The organism is Oerskovia sp. Root22 (assembly GCF_001429135.1).
Taxonomy (GTDB): domain Bacteria; phylum Actinomycetota; class Actinomycetes; order Actinomycetales; family Cellulomonadaceae; genus Oerskovia; species Oerskovia enterophila.
This window is the reverse complement of sequence record NZ_LMIL01000001.1, coordinates 38797-58086: the sequence shown is the minus strand read 5'-3', so window position 1 is coordinate 58086 and position 19290 is coordinate 38797. Positions and strand designations below refer to the sequence as shown.

The window sequence follows — 19290 nt, the reverse complement described above, 5'->3', positions numbered from 1 at the left end:
TGCCGGGGCAGTTACGGTATGTCGACCAGAACAGACGAATCGATTCGACACGCTCGGGTCGAGAGACACGACGACGAGGTCCCCCCGATGGTCGCCATCATCCCCCAGCCCCTGCACGTCGAGTCCCCCGTGGACGGTGCCGCGCTCCCGCTCGAGGGTGCCGTCCTCGTGGCCGGGCCCACCGAGGCCGAGCAGCGGGTCGCCGCCTACGCCGCGGACCTCCTGACGCGTGCCGCGGGCACGCACGTCACCGTCGCGGGCTCCGTGCCCGACGGCGCCCCCTCCATCGCGCTGCGGCTCGCCGACGTCGCGGGCCCCGCCGGCTCGGACAGCCCCGAGCGCTACACGCTCGAGGTCGACGGCTCGGGTGCCGTGCTGACAGCCACCGCGACGGTCGGCCTGTTCGACGCGGTCCAGACGCTCCGCCAGCTCGTGACCGAGGGCGAGCACGGCCCCGAGGTGAGCGCCGTCGTCGTGCACGACGCCCCGCGCTACCCGTGGCGCGGCCTCTCGTTCGACGTGGCCCGCAACTTCTTCCCCGTGAAGCAGATCGAGCTCGTGATCGACGTCCTCGCCTCGTACAAGCTCAACGTCCTGCACCTGCACCTGACCGACGACCAGGGCTGGCGCATCGAGACGCCGTCGCGCCCCGAGCTCGCGAAGCTCGCGTCCGGGACCTCGACGAGCGGCACGGCCGGCGGGCACCTGAGCCTCGCCGACTTCCGGCACCTGCAGGACTACGCCGCGGACCGCTTCGTCACGGTCGTCCCGGAGATCGACCTCCCCGGGCACACCAACGCCGCGACCTCGGTCTACGGCGAGCTGCGGGTCGACGGGCAGCGCACCGCACCCTACGAGGGCATCGAGGTCGGGTTCTCGCAGCTCACGTTCGACCTGCCCGCGACCGAGCCGTTCCTGCGCGAGGTCCTCGCGGACGTCGCCGCGATCACCGACGGCGAGTACCTCCACGTGGGCGGCGACGAGGCGCTCACGCTGGGCGCCGAGGAGTACGCGCAGTTCATCGCGCTGCTCGAGGAGATCGTGGCCGACACGGGCAAGAAGGCCATCACGTGGCAGGAGGCGGCACAGGCCGGGACCCGCCCGGACACGGTCCTGCAGTACTGGGACAACCGGGTCGACAGCGCCCCGTTCCTCGCCGCGGCGGCTCGCGGCTCGCGCTTCGTCATGTCCCCGGGGAACCGCGCCTACCTCGACATGAAGTACACCGCCGAGTACCCCCTGGGCCAGGACTGGGCGGGCCTCATCGAGCTGCGCACCGCGTACGACTGGGACCCGGCCGAGGTCATCGAGGGCTTGCCCGCCGACCAGATCGAGGGGGTCGAGGCCGCGGTGTGGACCGAGACCCTCTCGACCCAGGAGGAGCTCTTCCTCATGCTCCTGCCGCGTCTGTCCGCGGTCGCCGAGGTCGCGTGGACCGCGCCCGAGCGCAAGGACTGGGACGACTACCGCGCCCGCGTCGTGGCGGAGTCCGCGACGTGGCGTCGCGAGGGCCTGTCGTTCCACGAGACGCCGCAGGTCGACTGGGTGTAGTCGTCCGCTCGGCGGCGCCGCCCGCCCTGCGGTGCCGAGCATGCGGTCGTCGTCCGAGATCCTGGGATCCACGACGACGACCGCATGCTCGACCGACCGCAACCGCATGCTCGGCTCACGACCTCCGCCGGGTGCGGACGGGGAGACCGCACCCGGCCGGCGACGCCTAGATCCAGCTCGGCAGCCACATGTGCAGGCGCCAGAACCACTCGGGGACGTTCATGGCCGTCCAGATCGGGTAGAAGAAGATGCTCATCACGACGATCGCGGTGAGCAGCGCGGTCACGGCCCAGATCACCCAGCCGCGGGCCGTCCGGTCCCGGTCGGTGGCCTCGAGCAGGACCGTCACGACGTAGACGAGCGCGAGGACCACCCACGGGGTGAACACGATCGCGTAGAACGTGAAGATCGTGCGGTCCGGGTACGCGAACCAGGGGAGCCAGCCCGCGACCAGGCCGCTCAGCACGGCCGTCGCGCGCCAGTCCTTGCGCCACACCAGGAGCACGACCGTGGCCACGATCGCGAGCGCGGCCGACCACCACAGGACCGGGTTGCCCAGCGACGTGATGACCCGTGCGCACTCGTCGTAGCCGCAGCCCGTCACGCCGTCGGACCCGTCGCGGTAGTAGAAGGACGTGGGCCGCCACTGCACGATCCAGCCGATGGGCTTCGACGCGTACGAGTGCTCGGCGCTGAGCCCCGTGTGGAAGTCCCACATCTTCTGGTGGTAGGCCCACAGCGAGCGCAGCGCCTCGGGGAGCCACTGCACGCCCTCGCCCGGATGCTCGGCGGCCCAGTCGCGCATGTACGAGCTCGGTGAGCGGAACCACGAGAACCAGGTCGCGAGATAGGTGAGCGCCGCGGTGGGCAGCATGACGAGCGCGGCCGGGACCGCGTCGGCGAGCAGCGCGTCCTCCCACCACCTCTTGATACCGACGGTGCGGCGCGCCGTGGCGTCCCACAGCACCGACAGCAGGGCGAAGACCGCGAGGAAGTACAGGCCCGACCACTTGACCCCGCACGCGAGACCGAGCGAGACGGCCGCCGCGAAGCGCCACCAGCGCCACCCCAGCTGCGGACCGTAGCGGCCGATCTCCCGGCCCGAGTCGACGACGGCGGCGACCCGGTCCGCGAGCCGGCGTCGCGCCTGCTCGCGGTCGAGCAGGAGGAAGCCGAACGCGACGAGGACCCAGAACATCAGGAAGTTGTCGAGCAGCCCCGTGCGCGAGTGCACGATCGCCATGCCGTCGATCGCGAGCAGCCCGCCCGCCAGGACGCCCATCGCGGTCGAGGCGAACAGGCGGCGCGCGATCCGGGCCAGCAGGAACACCGCGAGGATCCCGACGAGCGCGGTCGAGATGCGCCACGACCACGGGTTCTCGGCCCCGCCGAAGAGCTGCATGCCGCCCGCGATCATCCACTTGCCGAGCGGCGGGTGGACCACGTAGTCGGGGAGGTTCAGGAACGTGTCGACGTTCCCGGCCTCGAACGCGGGGTTGGGGTCCTCGGGCCACTTGGCCTCGAAGCCCACCCGCAGGAGCGTGTAGGCCTGCTTGACGTAGTACGTCTCGTCGAACACGAGGTTGCCGGGGCGACCCAGGTCCCACAGGCGCAGGCCACCGGCCAGCAGCGCGACCAGCGCGGGTCCGAGCCACCCCCACAGGCGGTCCTGGGGCGTCGATCCCAGCGCGAGGCGGCGTGCCCCCAGGAGCTTGAGCAGGAGGCGGTCGCGCACCGACAGCCCGGCCTCCTCCTCGGCCTCGACCCTGGCCACCGGGAACGGGGAGTCGCTCCCCGCGACGGGACCGGGGGCTGCGGGCAGGGGGTCGGCGGAGGGCTGGGGCACGTCGGCCATCGTAGGACGTGGAACGCTAGGGGGTATGAGCCACGCGCACCCCACCCCCGTTCCCGACCCGTTCGAGGCCCCTGCGGAAGGCGAGGACGTGGCGCGCGAGGTGAGCGACGCCGTCGGGCAGGAGAGCGAGGACGCCCCCGACGAGCACGACAACGCGCCCGCAGGTCGCCGGCCGCGCGACGACGGGCACCTCGTCCTCGCCGCGACCCCCATCGGCAACGTCGAGGACGCGAGCCCGCGGCTGCGACGCCTCCTGGCCGAGTCCGCGGTCGTCGCGGCCGAGGACACGCGCCGCCTGCACGCCCTCGCCGCGCGCATGGGCGTGCCGATCGGCGGGCGCGTCGTGAGCTACCACGAGCACAACGAGGTCGAGCGCGCCGACGAGCTGCTCGACGTCGTCGAGGGCGGCGGGACCGTCGTGATCGTGACCGACGCCGGCATGCCGTCCGTCTCGGACCCCGGCTACCGCGTCGTGACCCGGGCCGTCGAGCGCGACCTGCCGATCACCTCGGCCCCCGGCCCCAGCGCGGTCCTCACCGCGCTCGCGCTGTCCGGGCTGCCGACCGACCGCTTCTGCTTCGAGGGCTTCCCGCCCCGCAAGCCCGGCGAGCGTGCGCGCACGTTCGAGGCGCTCGCGCGCGAGGCCCGCACCATGGTCTTCTTCGAGGCCCCCCACCGCATCGACGACACGCTCGCCGCGATGGCCCAGGGGTTCGGTGCCGACCGGCCCGCGGCTGTGTGCCGCGAGCTCACCAAGACCTACGAGGAGGTGCTGCGCGGCACGCTCGGCGAGCTCGCGGCCGAGGCCGCCGAGCGGCAGCTGCGCGGCGAGATCTGCATCGTCGTGGCCGGGGCGCCCGCGCGCGAGGCCGTGTCCGTCGAGGAGCTCGTGAGCGAGGTCCTCGCCCGGGTCGACGCCGGAGAGCGCCTCAAGGAGGCCGTCGCCGAGGTCGCGACCGCCACGGGGGTGCCCAAGCGCGAGCTGTACGCCGCAGCACTGGCGGCGCGCAAGGGCTGATCCCGGCGCGGCCGGGTCGGAGCGGACGGGCCGTGCGCGCTCCGACGCGCCGCTAGACCTCGGTCGACCGTGCCAGCTCGACGCCGGCCGCCGCGAGCTCGACCCGTGCCGCCGCACCGAGGTCCTCGGAGACCGGCACGGTCAGGTCGGTCAGGACACGCGTCGCGAGCCCCAGCGCGTGCGCGTCGAGCGCGGTCGCCCGGACGCAGTGGGACTCAGCGATCCCGACCACGTCGGTCGACGACACCCCCGCGTCCCGGAGCAGCTCCGCGAGGGTGCGGCCCTCGCCGTCGACCCCCTCGAAGCCCGAGTACGCGGCCTGGTACTCGCCCTTCTTGACGCTCGCGTCGGGCGCGAGGTCCGCGAGCGCCGGGTGCAGCTCGGCGTTGGGCGTGCCGGCCAGGCCGTGCGGGGGCCACGTGTCAACGAAGTCGGGGACCGCGGGGGCCGTCGCGAAGTGGTGCCCCGGGTCGACGTGCCAGTCCTGCGTGGTCACCACGAGGTCGTAGTCCGCGCGCCGCTCGGCGGCGAAGACCGCGATGGCCTCCGCGACGGCGTTGCCGCCCTCGACCGCGAGCTCACCGCCCTCGCAGAACGTGGGCTGGACGTCGACGACGATCAGGGCGCGACCGGTGGCGGTCGTGTCGGTGCTGGTCATGACCCCACTCTGCCACCGAGGCGTTCGTTCGTGGAGCGCCCGGGCCCGGTCGTTCGTACGCTGGGGGACCAGACGAAGCAACCGCCGGCGGGCAGCCCGCACGCCGGGAGGCCGAGCGAAGGAGCCGTCCATGAGCGCGTCCGAGGGGATCGACAGCCCGGCAGGCAGCGAGGGGTCTGTGGGCGGCGTGAGCGCGGCGGGCACGACGACCGACCGTGACCCGGGCGAGCGGCCCGTCGGCTACTGGCTCAAGCTCGTCGACCGGCTGATCGACCAGGACGTCGACGAGGTGTTCCTGCGGACGGGCCTGACACGGCGTCACTGGCAGGTCCTCAACATGGTCCGGGACGGCGTCTCGGACGTCACGACGGTCGACAGCGTCCTGTCGCCGTTCACGACCGGGGGCGCGGCCCGGCCCGGCGGGCACGCACCCGCGGTCAGCGCGGAGATCTCGGACCTCCAGGCCCGGGGGTGGGTGACCCAGGGAGGGGCCGGGTGGGAGGTGACCGTCGCAGGGCAGCACGCGTACCACGACCTCCTCGACGCGGTCTCGCTCTCGCGCGAGCGCCTGGCCGAGGGGATCACGCGCGAGCAGTACGACCGGACGATCGCGACGCTCGAGCAGATGGCGCGCAACCTCGGGTGGTCGCCGGGGACCTGAGCCCGTCCGAGGAGCGAGGCGGGGCGGCACCGGCTGCCCAGGAGCCGCGTACCCTGGCGTGCGCGAGCCCTCGCGGTGCCGGTCGTCAGCCCGGCGGCGGGTCGCCCGCGCCACCAGACCCTGCCGCGCGACCCGAGGACCGACGACCATGCTCCGTGACGAGGCCCTCCGCGCCGTGCAGGACCCGGCCGCCCCGCCGACCGTGCTCGCCCAGGTCGCCAGCGAGTTCCCCGACCTGCGCCCCCAGGTCGCCGCGCACCCCGGTGCCTATCCGGGGCTGCTCTCGTGGCTCGCCGCCGGGGGCGACCCCGCGGTCGACGCGGCGCTCGCGGCCCGCCGGGCCGCCCCTGCGGGGTACGGCGCCCCGACCCCGCCGTACGCGCCGCAGCCGCAGCCGTACACGCCGGCACCTCCTGCGGCGGCCCACCCCACCCCTCCGTACGCAGCCCCGCCGTACGCCCAGCAGCCCACCGGCCACCAGCCTTACGCCCCCGGCGGCCACGCGGTGCACCAGCCCCAGCCGGCCCCGCCGTACCCGCACCCCACCGCGCCGTACTCGCCGTACGCGCCCGGGGCGGGCTACGCCGTCGGGCCGCAGGTCGCCGTGGGCACGCGCTCCTCCGCACAGCGGCGCGCACGCGTGACCCTGATCTCGGTGCTCGCGGGACTCGTCCTGGTGCTCCTCGTGGGTGTCGCCGCGTTCCTCGCGGCCGGCGGCGGGTCCCCGTCCGCAGAGCCCGCCGGACCGGGGGTCGCAGACCCGTCCGAGGGCCAGGCGTCAGACGCTGGTGCCCCCGGGAGCGCGACGCCGAACCACGGGCTGCTCGCGGGCGCGGGCGACGAGTCGGCCCCCGTGACGGTCGAGGTCTACGTCGACTACATGTGCCCGATCTGCGGGCAGTTCGAGGCCGTCAACGGCGAGAGCCTCGCGGCGCTGCGCGAGGCGGGGAGCGTGCGCGTCGTCTTCCACCCCATCGCGATCCTCGACCGGTACTCGCAGGGCTCGCAGTACTCGACGCGTGCCGCGTCGTCGGCCGCGCTCGTGGCCGACCGCGCCCCCGACGCGTTCCAGGACTTCCACGCGGGGCTGCTCGCGCACCAGCCCCAGGAGGGGACGGCGGGCCTGAGCGACGCGCAGATCGCGGACGTCGCGCGCGCGGCCGGCGTCCCGGCGGACGTCGTCGCCGAGCTGGCCGACGGCGGGGCGGCCGAGTTCGCGCCCTGGGTCGCCACGGCCACGCAGGCCGCGACGAGCGACCCGGCGCTCGCGGGTCCGCGAGGCTTCGGCACGCCGACGATCGTGATCGACGGCGAGCGGTGGGCCGGGGACTGGAGCGACGCGCAGTCGCTCGTGCAGGCGATCGAGGGCACGGCCGTCTGACGGCGCCGACCGAGCGCTGCTCGAGCCCCCGGACCGGGCGACGGACCATGCCCCTGGACCGGGCGACGGCCCGCGCACGGCAGGCGTACCCTGCCTCCATGCCACGCGAGATGGAGTTCCGCCGGATCCCCGGCCTGCCCCCGTACGTCTTCACGATCATCGACTCGCTCAAGCTCGAGGCGCGTCGCGCCGGGCGCGACGTGATCGACCTGGGCTTCGGCAACCCCGACCTGCCGAGCCCGCAGGTCGCGGTCGACAAGCTCGCGGAGGCGGTCCACAACACGCGCAACCACCGGTACTCGGCGTCTCGCGGTATCCCCAAGCTCCGGCAGGCGGCCGCGGACATGTACCAGCGCCGGTTCGGGGTGACGCTCGACCCGGACACCGAGATCATCTCGACGATCGGGGCCAAGGAGGGCTTCAGCCACCTCATGTGGGTGCTGCTGCAGCCGGGCGACGCGGCGATCGTCCCCACGCCGAGCTACCCCATCCACATCTGGGGTCCCTACTTCGCGGGGGCCGACGCCCGCCAGGTCGCGATCGGTGACGGCACGGACGCCTCGGGGTACATCGACCGCGTCATGGAGGCGTGGGAGTACGGGTGGCCCAAGCCGCGCGTCGTGGTGCTCTCGTTCCCGCACAACCCGACCACGACCATCGCGACCAAGGAGGACCTCCAGCGCCTGGTCGACTGGGCGCGCGAGCGCGACGTGGTCCTGGTGCACGACCTCGCGTACGCCGACATGACGTTCGACGGCTGGCGTCCGCCCTCGATCATGGAGTGCGACGGGGCCAAGGAGGTCGCGGTCGAGCTCTACTCGATGACCAAGTCGTACTCCATGGCTGGGTGGCGCGTCGCGTTCCTCGTGGGGCGGCCGGACGTCGTGGGGGCGCTCGCGAAGCTCAAGTCGTACCTCGACTACGGCACGTTCCAGCCCATCCAGATCGCGGCGACCGTGACGCTCAACGAGGCCCTCGACTTCCCCACGGAGGTCTCGGCGGTCTACGAGTCGCGGCGCAACACGCTGTGCGACGGCCTGGACCGCATCGGCTGGGACATCCACCGGCCGAAGGGCACCATGTTCGCGTGGGCGCGCATCCCCGAGCCGTACCGCGAGATGGGCTCGATCGAGTTCGCGACGCACGTGATCGAGAGCTGCGACGTCGCGGTCTCGCCGGGCGTGGGGTTCGGGCCGGGCGGCGACGGGTTCGTGCGGTTCGCGCTCATCGAGAACGAGCAGCGTACGGGGCAGGCGATCCGGAACCTCAAGAAGGGGCTGACGCGGCTGCAGTAGCGGGCCCCCGAGTGCCCACGGCGTAGTTGTCAGAAGTGAGCCGGGCGCAAGCCCGAGCTACTTCTGACGACTTGGCCCAGCGGGCCCGACGACGGAGCGCACCTGGGCGCGCAGGTGCGCTCCGCCGTCGGGCCGGACGTGTCGATCCGGCGGCGTGCGCCGCCGGGGTCAGGCCAACCGCTCCGGGGAGAGGCCGTCCCGCAGGTCGCGGCCTGCCGCGTCGAGCGGGTCGGCGTCCAGCACGGTCCGGAGCAGCGTGCGCGCCTCGGCGTCGGCGCCCGCCAGCGCCGCGAGCTGTGCGCGCAGGAGCAGGAGGGTCCCGTCCTGGCGCACCTGCGGGTCGTCCGTGAAGAGGAGCATGGTGGGCAACGACGTCGCGAAGTAGTCGACCTGCGCAGGGGTGGCCGCCAGGTGAGCGACGTGCGCGGCGAGGCCCTCGGTCAACGCGTCGGCCCGGTCGTCCCGGCCGAGCCGCCGCCACGCCAGGACCGACGCGTACGTCTTCTCGGAGTACGCCCGCACCTCCATCGTCTGGAAGTCGCCCTCGAACCGCGCGGCCTCCTCCCAGGCTGCGCGCGCGGCCCCGTGCTCGCCCCGGGCGGAACGCACGTCGCCCAGCAGCAGGTGCAGGTCCGACGCGTTCGCGAGCGGGTGTCGTGCCTCGCCGAGCGCAGCCGGCACCTCGAGCGCGGCCTCGACGTGCGTCAGCGCGCCGTCGAGGTCTCCGGTGGCCAGTGCACGACGCGCGAGCGAGGCCCGGACGTGCTCCCACGCGCTCAGCGCCTGCCCCTCGCCGCCCTCCCACGGCTGGAACAGCCGCTCGTCGAACAGGGCGAGCGCCTCGTCGAGCCTCCCGACGCTCACGAGGAGCTCGATCAGCGCGATCGTCAGGTCGTCGCGCTCGCGCACCAGGTCGGGGCGCGCGAGCAGCGCCTCGATGCGGCTCGCGGCCGGGGCACCGGTCCGGCCGGCGAGCTGGTCGCGCTCGTACCGGAGCCGCGCGTCGTCGGGAGCGAGCGCGATCGCCCGCTCGTAGCGGGCCGCGGCGGCCCCCGCGTCCCCGAGCACGTTGTACGCCGCGACCGCCAGGTTCCGGTGGACGACCGGGTCCGTGCCGTCGAGCGCGACGGACGTCTCCCACCACGTGAGGGCCTCGTCGCGCCGCCCCACGGCGTATCCCCAGTGCCCGAGCAGGGCCCAGGCGCGGGCCGCCCACGGGAACGCCTCCACGATGCGGGCCAGCATGTCTGCGTCGTCGAGCCGGGAGGCCAGGCACCAGCGGGCTCGGGCCTGCTGAGCGCGTTCGACGGCGGCCGCGGCGGCCACCACGTCCCCTCGCCGCAGCGCGACGTCCGCGAGATGGAGCAGGGCCAGCGGGGCGACGTTGACGTCCCCCACGTGGACCGGGAGAGACGCGGTGTGGTCGAGGACGCGAGCGGCCGCGGCGAGCTCGCCGACCGAGACGAGCTCGAGCGCGACGTCGAGGGCGGTCGGCGGATGGGTCGGCAGCACACCGTCGTCGAGGAACCGGAGCCACCAGTCCAGGCCGTCGAGGCGCCGGGACTCGTCGAGCAGGACCGCGGCCTCCCCGTGCCGACCCGCGCGGCGCAGGACGAGGACGCGCACGGCCCGGGCCTGCAGGTTCTGCGGATCGACGGCCAGCACCTCGGCCGTCTCGGCGAGGGCCGCGGCGTCGTTCCCGTCACGGGCCTCCAGACGCGCGAGCGCGAGGTGCCCCGGGGACCTCCAGGACGCGTCCCACGCGGCCTTGCCGAACGCGTCGCGTGCGGCCTCGTCGTGCCCCGTGCGGGCCAGGGCCTGGCCCAGGAGGTAGTGAGCCTCGCCGTCCCGGGGGTTGGGGTTGCGCAGGGTCAGGCGTCCGAGGGCTGCCTCGAGGTGGGTCCGGGCGTCGGCGTAGCGCCCGGCGCGACAGGAGCGGGCGGCGAGCGCCACGTGGGCGCGCGCGTCGTCGGGGTCGCGCCGCAGCGCCTCCTCCCAGTAGGGCTCGGGCGAGCGGGTCGCGTGCCGGTACTGGCTCAGGTGCAGACCCGTGGCGTGGAGCTCGTCGGCCGAGCCGATCTCGGCGGGAGCGGGAGGCTCGGTCGCAGGGTCCGGGAGGACGGCGTCGCCCGTGACGCGACGTGGCCGCCACCGGACGAGCGTCGTCCCCCGGTGCTCGACGAGGACCTCCACCTCGGTGGGGTCGAGGGGCAGGTCCGTGCTGATCGTGCGCACGAGGGAACGCCCCGGGCCGAGGTCGGCGTCCATCGTCGCGAGCCGGGCGCCGCCGGGGCCGGTGACCGTCACGGTCACCCCGTCGCGGGGCGCGGTCACCGCGACCCCGAGGCGCACCTCGCCGCTGGACGCGGACCGGACGACGTCGAGGTGCACCGCTGCGTCGAGCGACGCCTGGTGGGCCGGACCGATGTCCTGGATCGGGAACCAGTACTGGCTGAACGTGCGGGTCTCGCCCGGGCGCAGGAACGTGAAGTCGGGCTGGTTGTCGGTGTAGACACCGGCCATGAGCTCGACGTAGGGGCCGTCGCCGTCGGTCAGGTGCGCGTCCCATGCCAGGCCGAACGGGGCGTTGCCCCAGGTCCACTGCTTCTTCCCCGGGGCGACCCGGTGGTCGGCCCAGTGGACGAACCCGGCTCCGACGCCGTGGTCGTACCCACCGAAGAAGTCGTCCGACGTCCGGAGGCACATGTACGACGTGGGGACCGGCACGTTGCGGTACCAGTCGATCCGGTCTCCGTCGGGGGTCCCGGGGGTGACCTGCGCGGGGTAGTCGACGCCGTAGTAGCGGCCGTCCGCGGAGGGGAAGGTGGAGACGGCGCGCTTCGCGTGGTCGGCGACGTGGTGGACGTCGGTCGGGAAGAACGACTGGTAGTCGTCGTTGGCGTGCGCCGCGACGTTGGCCCACCACATGAACGTCTGCTCGTGCTCCGAGCGGTTGTAGAGGCGCGCACGGAGCTCGATCACGGACGAGTCGGGGCGCAGACGGAACCCGTGCATGCCCTTCATGCGGGCGAAGGGGTCGTGGTCGGAGCACCAGACCGTCACCGCACCGTCGGGCTCGTGCTCGATCGACGCCGCGGTCGGGAGGAAGGTCGCCGGACGGTGGTGCTGGGGCCAGTTCAGCTCGACGCCGCCCGAGACCCACGGGCCCGCGAGCCCGACGAGGGCCGGCTTGATGACGTTGTTGCGGTAGAAGAAGTCGTAGTCCCTCGTCTTGTCGATCCCGACGTGCACGCGCCCGCCCAGCTCGGGCAGGATCATCAGCCGCACCCACTCGTTCTCGAGGTGGATCGCGTCCCACGAGCGCGAGACCTTCTCCTGGCTGATCCGTTCGTGGAACGGCAGCGGGTAGACCTGTCCCGAGGACCCCTGGTAGACGCGGGCGTCGAGGTAGGCGGGGTAGCGGTCGGGAGCGCGGGGCAGGTAGGTGTCGATGGCGACGTCCTCGCGCCAGGCGCGCACGGCGTCCGCGCGCTGCTGGGTCGGGGCGTCGGGGAGCTCGATGCGCGATGCGTTGACCATACGATTCACGGTAGGCCGACGACGTGCGCGCCAGAATGACCGTTTCGCTCGCGGGGATGGACGATTCGACTGTCCCTGCACGGCCCTGGCCGCCTGCTGGACCCGGTGGTGGCAAGGCCGGTCGAATCGTCCATGAGCACGGCGGAATCCTCCAGCAGGCACTCCTCGCCCCCCACCTAGCGTGGGGGCAGGATGACCCCGACCAGCGGTGTGAAGGGAAAGTGCAGATGACCGTCGAGACCTCAGTCGTCCACCTCCGAGGAGGCGGGACGAGCCTCGTCGTGACGACGAGCGGCGCACGGCTGCCGCGCATCCTCCACTGGGGGCCCGACCTCGGCGACCTGACCGACGCCGACCTCGCGACCATGGAGACCGCGGCGTCGCCCGCGATCGGCGACTCGGCCGTGACGTACCCCCAGCCGGTGCCGGTCGTGGCGCAGCTCGCCGAGGGGTGGCTCGGGAGGCCGGGCGTCGTGGGCGACCGTGCGGGCGCCCACTGGGCGCCGGTGTTCGTGGTCGACGACGTCGTGGTCGAGCGGGCGGACGACGCCGAGCGCCTGCGGGTCGCCTCGTCCGACGTCGCCTACGCCCTCACGCTGGGCGTCGAGCTCGAGGTCCTCGCGTCGGGGCTGGTCCGCGTCCGGGCCGAGGTGGGGAACGTGGGCGACGAGCCCTACGAGGTCCGCGCGCTCGAGCTGGGCCTGCCGGTCCCGTCGACCGCGACCGAGCTGTGCGACCTGGCCGGACGCTGGGCGCTCGAGCGGGTCCCGCAGCGACGTCCCTTCGACGTCGGTTCCTGGGTGCGCGAGGCCCGGGGCGGCAAGCCGGGGCTCGAGCACGCCTTCATGATGCTCGCGGGCGAGCAGGGCTTCGCCAACCGGGCAGGGCGGGTGTGGGGCGTCCACCTGGGCTGGAGCGGCAACCACGCGCTCGCCGCCGAGCGCACCCCGGCCGGGAGCCGCCGGCTCTCGGGAGGTGAGCTCCCGTGGCCGGGCGAGCTGGTCGTCGAACCGGGAGGGACGAGCACGACACCGTGGCTCTACGGCTCGTGGGGCGAGGGCCTCGACGACCTCTCGCACCGGGTGCACCGCTGGATGCGGTCGCGTCCGACGCATCCCCGCTCCCCGCGGCCCGTGGTGCTCAACACCTGGGAGGCCGTCTACTTCCAGCACGACCTCGCGACGCTCGAACGCCTGGCCGAGGCCGGTGCGGCGGTCGGCGTGGAACGGTTCGTCCTCGACGACGGCTGGTTCACCGGTCGCCGCGACGACACCACGTCGCTCGGCGACTGGACGGTGGACTCGACGGTCTGGCCCGACGGGATCGACGCGCTCGCCGAGCGTGTGCGCGAGCTGGGCATGGACTTCGGGATCTGGTTCGAGCCCGAGATGGTCAACCTCGACTCCGACCTCGCGCGGAACCACCCCGAGTGGCTCTTCGACGCCGGGCACGGCCCGGGCATGGCCTCGCGCTACCAGCACGTCCTCGACCTGACCCACCCCGGGGCCTACCGCCACGTCCGGGACGCGATGTCCGAGGTCGTGGACCGCCTGGGCGTCGCGTACGTGAAGTGGGACCACAACCGGTACCTGCTCGACGCTGGGCACACGCCCACGGGCGTGGCGGGGGTCCGGGGGCAGACCCTGGCCGCCTACGCGCTGATGGCCGAGCTCAAGGAGCGGCACCCGGACCTGGAGATCGAGTCCTGCGCGAGCGGCGGCGGCCGCGTGGACCTCGGGGTGCTCCAGCTCACCGACCGGGTCTGGGCCTCGGACTGCAACGACCCGCACGACCGGCTCGAGATCCAGCGCTGGACCCGGCTGCTCGTGCCGCCGGAGCTCCAGGGGACGCACATCGGCGCGCGCGAGTCGCACACCACGCACCGTGTCCACCCGCTCGACTTCCGGGCGCAGGTCGCGCTGTGGGGGCACCTGGGGCTCGAGGTGAACCTTCTCGAGGCCTCCCCGGACGAGCTCGACGAGGTCCGGGCCTGGGTGGCGTTCCACACGGCGCACCGGGCCCTGCTGCACTCGGGCGACGTGGTCCACGCGGACCTCGGGGACCCCGCGCTGCGCCTGGAGGGCGTCGTCGCGATCGACCGTCGCGAGGCGATCTTCCAGCTCGCGGTGGTCGACCGGCCGATCACCTGGCCCCCCGGACGCGTCACCGTGCCGGGGCTCGACCCGGGGCGCCGCTACCGGGTCCGCCAGGTCAGCCCCGTCGAACGGTCCGGTACGGGGGTGCTGCCTCCGTGGACCGCGGCCGAGGAGGGCGTCGTCCTCCCGGGCGTCGTGCTGGCCCAGGTCGGGCTCGAGGCCCCGTCGCTCGACCCGGACCGCGGGGTCCTGTGGCACCTGGTGGCCGAGTGACCGATCTGCTCGACCACGGCACCCTGCGGCTCTCGCGGGGGGCGGTCGGCGGTGCGGTGTCGGTGTGGGGTGCGAGCCTCGTCGGACTCGACGTCGGCGGCCACCACCTCGTGGAGCCGGTCGCGGGTGCGGCCCGCCCGCCGCTCGCCGCGGGGGCGACGCTCGTCCCCTGGCCCAACAGGGTCGAGGGTGCGACGTGGACCAACGGCGGAGCGGTCGAGCGGCTCGAGGTGAGCGAGCCCGCGACGGGACACGCGCTCCACGGTCTGCTGAGCGGCGTCCGGTGGGACGTCGCTCGGCAGAGCGCGACCGCCGTGTCGCTCACGTCGGGGATCCGGCACGCTCCCGGGTACCCGTTCGACCTCGACGTCGAGGTGGCGTACTCGCTGACCCCGGCCGGGGTCGAGGTGAGGTGCACGACGACGAACGTGGCGCCGTCGGGCCGCGCGCCGGTCGCGATCGGGGCGCACCCGTACCTGCGCTGCGGCGAGACCCCGGTCGAGGACCTGGTCGTCACGATCGACGCGGGCGCGGCTCTCGCCCTCGACGGCGACGGCATCCCGCGAGGGGCCTTCGGGACCGCGGGGACCCCGCACGACCTGCGCGACGGCGTCGTCGTCCGGGACGCCGTGCCGCACGCGTGCCTGACGGGGCTCTCGACGCGGGGCGGGCGTGCCCGGCACGTCCTGGCCGACGCGACGGGCCGGCGCACCGTGCTCTGGGCGGACGAGGTGTTCGGCTACGTCCAGCTCTACGTCACCGACCTGATGCCCGGGCGCCGCGCGGCGATCGCGATCGAGCCGATGACCGCGCCGCCCGACGCCCTGCGCTCGGGGCACGGCCTGCGGTGGATCGCCGCCGGCGAGAGCTGGACCGCGCGCTGGGGGATCGAGGACGAGGCGCGCGCCCCCGCGGGGTGACCGCTCGCGACGGTGCCCGGATCAGCCCTTGACGCGCCGCCGGTACTCGGTCGGGCTCACGTCGTGGATCCGCCGGAACAGGCGCGAGAAGTAGTAGGGGTCGTCGTAGCCGATCTCGTCCGCGACCGCCTTGACCGGGGCGGCGGTCGTGTCGAGCAGGTGCCGGGCCCGCGCCATCCGCAGCGAGGTCTGGTACGCGATGACGCCACCGCCGGTCGCCCGACGGAAGAGCGCACCCAGGCGTGAGGGCGAGACCCCGACCATCGCGGCCAGCTCGGGGACGCGCAGGGGGCCGTCGACCCGGTCCTTCACGTAGTCCATGGCCCGTTCCAGCGGGTCGCCCGGCGCCGGTTCGAGCCGGTCGACCGCGAGCTGGGCGAGCAACCGCCACGCGGCAGCGGTCGTCGCGAGGAGCCGGACGGGCGCGTGGTCGCGCTCCAGGTTGGTGAGGATCTCGTCGAGCAGCGCCACGACCCGCTCGACGTTGCGCAGCACCACGAGCGGGCGCAGGGCGTCGAGCTCTCCCGCCGACAGGAGCTCGCCGACGTCGGAGCCCTGGAGGTGGCACCACCAGATGGACCACGGGCGGTCGGGCGCCGTGCCGTAGACGTGCGGGACGCCGCTCGGGATCACGACCGCGTGCCCTGCGCCGAGCCGGTGCTGCTGCCCGAGCATCTCGACGAACCCCGTCCCGTCCGTGCACACGAGCAGGATCGTCTCGGGAGCGCCGCCGGGGCGCTCCATGAGGTGCGTCTCGGCCCGCGGGTAGTAGCCCGCGTGGGTCACGACCAGGTGCCGGAGCAGCCGTCGCCCCAGGGCGTCCTTCACGACCGACCGGGGAAGGACGCTCAGGCGCTGGTTGTGGAAGCCCTCCTGCATCGTCATGCCCTGAGTATCGGGCCTGCGGGCCGGAGGCTTGTCAGGCCGGTGCGTCCTCCGGCGGCTCTGCCGGGTGCGGCGGGGGCAGGGGCGTGTCCCCGGGGGCTGCTGGTAGCGGTCGACGCGCGCGACGACCAGCGTGACGCCGTGGGCGATCGCTGCGACGATGAGCCTGAGCATCTTCGGGTTCAGGGAGGTTCCGATGCGCACAGCGCGCTCGCTGCCAGGGACGCTCGTCGTCCTCGCGGTGCTGCTCGCGGGGGCATGCTCCGACGGGCCCGTCCCCACCCCGAGCCCCGCCGCCGACGGCCAGGTCGTCGAGCCCGCCCCGGACGTCCCGACCGTCCGCGCGAACGCGACGTCCCTGATCGACGACCTGCCCTCGCCGTGGGGGCTCGCGGCGCTCCCGGACGGCCGTCTCCTGAGCACATCGCGCGACGAGGGGACGGTCAGCCTCCTCGACCCGGGGACCGCCGGCGTCACGGCGATCACGGGCGAGGGGGCCGACGAGCTCGCGTCGGGGACCGACCACGGTGGCGAGGGGGGTCTGCTGGGCGTCGCGGTCGCGCCGACGTTCGCCGAGGACGGGACCGTCGTGGTCTACCGGACGGGCGAGGCCGGCAACGAGGTGCTGCGGGGACGCCTCGACGTGGACGAGGCTCGCCTGGGTGCGCTCACCACCATGCTCGAGGGTATCCCGAAGGCGAGCAACCACAACGGCGGCCAGGTCTCGTTCGGCCCCGACGGCTTCCTCTACGTCGCGACCGGGGACGCGACCACGTCGGGGGCCGCGCAGGACCCGGGCTCGCTCGCGGGAAAGATCCTGCGGGTCGGGCTCGACGGCGAGGCCGCGCCCGGCAACCCCGACGGCTCGCGCGTGTGGAGCCTGGGGCACCGCAACGTCCAGGGCCTGGGATGGGACGCCTCGGGCCGGATGTTCGCGAGCGAGTTCGGCCAGAGCACGCTCGACGAGCTCAACGTGATCGTCCCGGGCGGCAACTACGGCTGGCCGCACCGCGAGGGGACGCTCGGCGAGGCGGCCGCCGCGGACGGCACGGCGTTCGTCGACCCGGTCGCGACGTGGCCCACCTCGGACGCGAGCCCCAGCGGCCTCGCGGTCGCCGCGGACGCCGTGTACGTCGCGGGGCTGCGCGGGGAGCGCCTGTGGCGCGTCCCGTTCGCGGACGGCGCGGTGGGGGAGGGCGAGGCGAGCCCGGTGCCCGACGGCGGAGCCTCGCCCGCCGCGTTCGGCGCGCCCCAGGCGCTGCTCACGGGCGAGTGGGGGCGGCTGCGTGCGGTCGTCGTGGCTCCCGAGAGCGCCGGCGACACCGAGGGCGGGACGTCGCTGCTCGTCCTGACGAACGAGACCGACGGGCGGGGGAGTCCCGTTCCGGGCGACGACCATCTGCTGCGCGTCGACCTGACGACGGGCTGAGGGCGGCCCTGGTCGGTCGCCCTCGGCAGGCTGCTCGGACGGCGGCGCACCGGCGGGGTCCGGCCAACTACCATGAGGACCATGCCTGACGCAGCCCCGGAGACCTTCTACCTCACCACCCCGATCTACTACGTGAACGACGCCCCGCACATCGGGCACGCGTACACGACGGTCGCGGCCGACGTCGTCACCCGCTGGCACCGCCAGCGCCAGGAGCCGGTCTGGTTCCTGACGGGGACGGACGAGCACGGGCAGAAGGTCATGCGCACGGCCGAGGCCAACGGCGTGACCCCCCAGGAGTGGGCGGACCGCCTGGTCGAGAGCTCGTGGAAGCCCGTGCTGCACACGCTCGACGCGCTCAACGACGACTTCATCCGCACCACGCAGCCCCGCCACACCGAGCGTGTACAGGCCTTCATCCAGGACTTGTACACCAAGGGCGAGATCTACGCGGGCTCGTACGAGGGCCCGTACTGCGTGGGCTGCGAGGAGTACAAGCTCCCGGGCGACCTGATCGACGGCACGGGCGAGTACGAGGGCCAGAAGCTCTGCCCCATCCACAGCAAGCCCGTGGAGATGCTCTCCGAGCAGAACTACTTCTTCAAGATGAGCGCGTACCAGGACCGCCTGCTCGCGCTCTACGAGGCGCACCCCGAGTTCGTCCAGCCGGCCAGCGCCCGCAACGAGGTGCTCGCGTTCGTCAAGGGCGGCCTCCAGGACCTCTCGATCTCGCGCAACACGTTCGACTGGGGCATCCCCATCCCGTGGGACACCACGCACGTGCTCTACGTGTGGTTCGACGCGCTGCTCAACTACGCGACCGCCGTCGGGCTGGACAGCGACGACCCCGAGCAGCAGGCCAAGTTCGCGGCCACATGGCCCGCGAGCGTGCACCTGGTCGGCAAGGACATCCTGCGCTTCCACGCGGTGATCTGGCCCGCGATGCTCATGGCCGCGGGCCTGCCCCTGCCCAAGACCGTGTTCGCGCACGGCTGGCTCCTGGTCGGCGGCGAGAAGATGAGCAAGTCGAAGCTCACGGGCATCGCGCCGAGCCAGATCATCGACCACTTCGGTTCCGACGCGTTCCGCTACTACTTCATGCGCGCGATCGCGTTCGGCCAGGACGGGTCGTTCTCGTGGGAGGACCTCTCGGCGCGCTACAACGCCGAGCTCGCGAACGGGTTCGGCAACCTGGCCTCGCGCGTCGCGGCCATGGTCGGCAAGTACTACGGCGGCGTGCTCCCGCAGGCGGGCCCCGCCGGGCCGGCCGAGCAGGCGCTCGAGCAGGTCGCCGCGCAGGCGGTCGAGGCCGCCGAGAAGGCGATCGACGCGCTCGCGATCCACGAGGCCATCAACGCGGTGTGGACGCTCGTGGACGCCACGAACCTGTACCTCACCGAGCAGGAGCCCTGGAAGGTCGCCAAGCTCGACGAGGAACGTGACGGCACGGCGCCCGATGCCACCTGGATCCAGGAGGGGCGCCTCGCCACGGTGCTCGTCACGGCCGCCGAGGCCCTGCGCTCGCTCGCGGTGCTGCTGCACCCGATCACCCCGAAGGCCGCCCAGGCGCTGTGGGAGTCGCTGGGCGCCGAGGCGCCGCTCGGTGCGCTCGCGGTCCAGCCGGTGGACGGCGCCGCGCGTTTCGGCATGCTGCCCGCGGGGACCACGGTCACCAAGGGCGCGTCGCTGTTCCCGCGGCTCGAGGACCCGGTCGTCGAGGGCGCCTGA

The 19290-nt window shown here is 73.8% G+C and carries 13 protein-coding genes; 9 read left to right on the top strand and 4 right to left on the bottom strand.

Annotated features, from left to right (window positions below):
* Positions 1–87 precede the first annotated feature (87 nt).
* The gene (locus ASE15_RS00220) at positions 88–1551 is read left to right on the top strand and encodes a family 20 glycosylhydrolase (RefSeq protein ID WP_056760426.1); all 1464 of its coding nucleotides are present in this window, start codon (positions 88–90) and stop codon (positions 1549–1551) included.
* Positions 1552–1717: 166 nt separating this feature from the next.
* Here ASE15_RS00220 and ASE15_RS00215 read toward each other — a convergent pair whose 3' ends face one another.
* Complete coding sequence (locus ASE15_RS00215; protein WP_082618047.1) at positions 1718–3406, bottom strand: glycosyltransferase family 39 protein; 1689 nt, start codon at positions 3404–3406, stop codon at positions 1718–1720.
* A gap of 25 nt (positions 3407–3431) precedes the next feature.
* On the opposite strand from ASE15_RS00215, the gene rsmI reads away from it, so the two are divergent.
* A complete protein-coding gene (gene rsmI, locus ASE15_RS00210; protein WP_082618046.1) occupies positions 3432–4424 on the top strand; it encodes a 16S rRNA (cytidine(1402)-2'-O)-methyltransferase in 993 nt (330 codons plus the stop codon).
* Positions 4425–4476: 52 nt separating this feature from the next.
* Here the strand turns inward: rsmI and ASE15_RS00205 are convergent, their stop codons facing one another.
* Positions 4477–5082, bottom strand: a complete 606-nt coding sequence (locus ASE15_RS00205; protein WP_056645557.1) for an isochorismatase family protein — start codon at positions 5080–5082, stop codon at positions 4477–4479.
* 130 nt (positions 5083–5212) lie between these two features.
* On the opposite strand from ASE15_RS00205, the gene ASE15_RS00200 reads away from it, so the two are divergent.
* The 3 genes from ASE15_RS00200 (at position 5213) to ASE15_RS00190 (ending at position 8419) form a co-directional block, all read left to right on the top strand.
* A complete protein-coding gene (locus ASE15_RS00200) occupies positions 5213–5743 on the top strand; it encodes a hypothetical protein (RefSeq protein ID WP_056760424.1) in 531 nt (176 codons plus the stop codon).
* Positions 5744–5891: 148 nt separating this feature from the next.
* Positions 5892–7124 (top strand): thioredoxin domain-containing protein, encoded by a 1233-nt coding sequence (locus tag ASE15_RS20085; RefSeq protein ID WP_082618045.1) that lies wholly within the window; start codon positions 5892–5894, stop codon positions 7122–7124.
* A 98-nt stretch (positions 7125–7222) separates the two neighbouring features.
* The gene (locus ASE15_RS00190; protein ID WP_056646620.1) at positions 7223–8419 is read left to right on the top strand and encodes an aminotransferase class I/II-fold pyridoxal phosphate-dependent enzyme; all 1197 of its coding nucleotides are present in this window, start codon (positions 7223–7225) and stop codon (positions 8417–8419) included.
* A 168-nt stretch (positions 8420–8587) separates the two neighbouring features.
* Here ASE15_RS00190 and ASE15_RS00185 read toward each other — a convergent pair whose 3' ends face one another.
* Positions 8588–11959: a DUF5107 domain-containing protein gene (locus tag ASE15_RS00185; RefSeq protein ID WP_056760421.1), complete on the bottom strand. Its 3372-nt coding sequence runs from the start codon at positions 11957–11959 to the stop codon at positions 8588–8590.
* Positions 11960–12186: 227 nt separating this feature from the next.
* Between ASE15_RS00185 and ASE15_RS00180 the strand changes: the two genes are divergently transcribed.
* Both ASE15_RS00180 and ASE15_RS00175 read left to right on the top strand, forming a co-directional pair.
* The gene (locus tag ASE15_RS00180; RefSeq protein WP_056760419.1) at positions 12187–14328 is read left to right on the top strand and encodes an alpha-galactosidase; all 2142 of its coding nucleotides are present in this window, start codon (positions 12187–12189) and stop codon (positions 14326–14328) included.
* A complete protein-coding gene (locus tag ASE15_RS00175) occupies positions 14325–15248 on the top strand; it encodes a hypothetical protein (protein WP_056760417.1) in 924 nt (307 codons plus the stop codon). The genes ASE15_RS00180 and ASE15_RS00175 overlap by 4 nt, the downstream gene beginning before the upstream one ends.
* Positions 15249–15269: 21 nt before the next feature.
* Here ASE15_RS00175 and ASE15_RS00170 read toward each other — a convergent pair whose 3' ends face one another.
* Positions 15270–16133, bottom strand: a complete 864-nt coding sequence (locus tag ASE15_RS00170; RefSeq protein WP_056760415.1) for a helix-turn-helix domain-containing protein — start codon at positions 16131–16133, stop codon at positions 15270–15272.
* Between the two features lie 196 nt (positions 16134–16329).
* Between ASE15_RS00170 and ASE15_RS00165 the strand changes: the two genes are divergently transcribed.
* Positions 16330–17562 carry a sorbosone dehydrogenase family protein gene (locus tag ASE15_RS00165; RefSeq protein ID WP_056761323.1) on the top strand — a complete coding sequence of 411 codons (1233 nt, stop codon included), beginning with the start codon at positions 16330–16332 and terminating at the stop codon, positions 17560–17562.
* An 81-nt stretch (positions 17563–17643) separates the two neighbouring features.
* Complete coding sequence (gene metG / locus ASE15_RS00160) at positions 17644–19290, top strand: methionine--tRNA ligase (protein ID WP_157257353.1); 1647 nt, start codon at positions 17644–17646, stop codon at positions 19288–19290.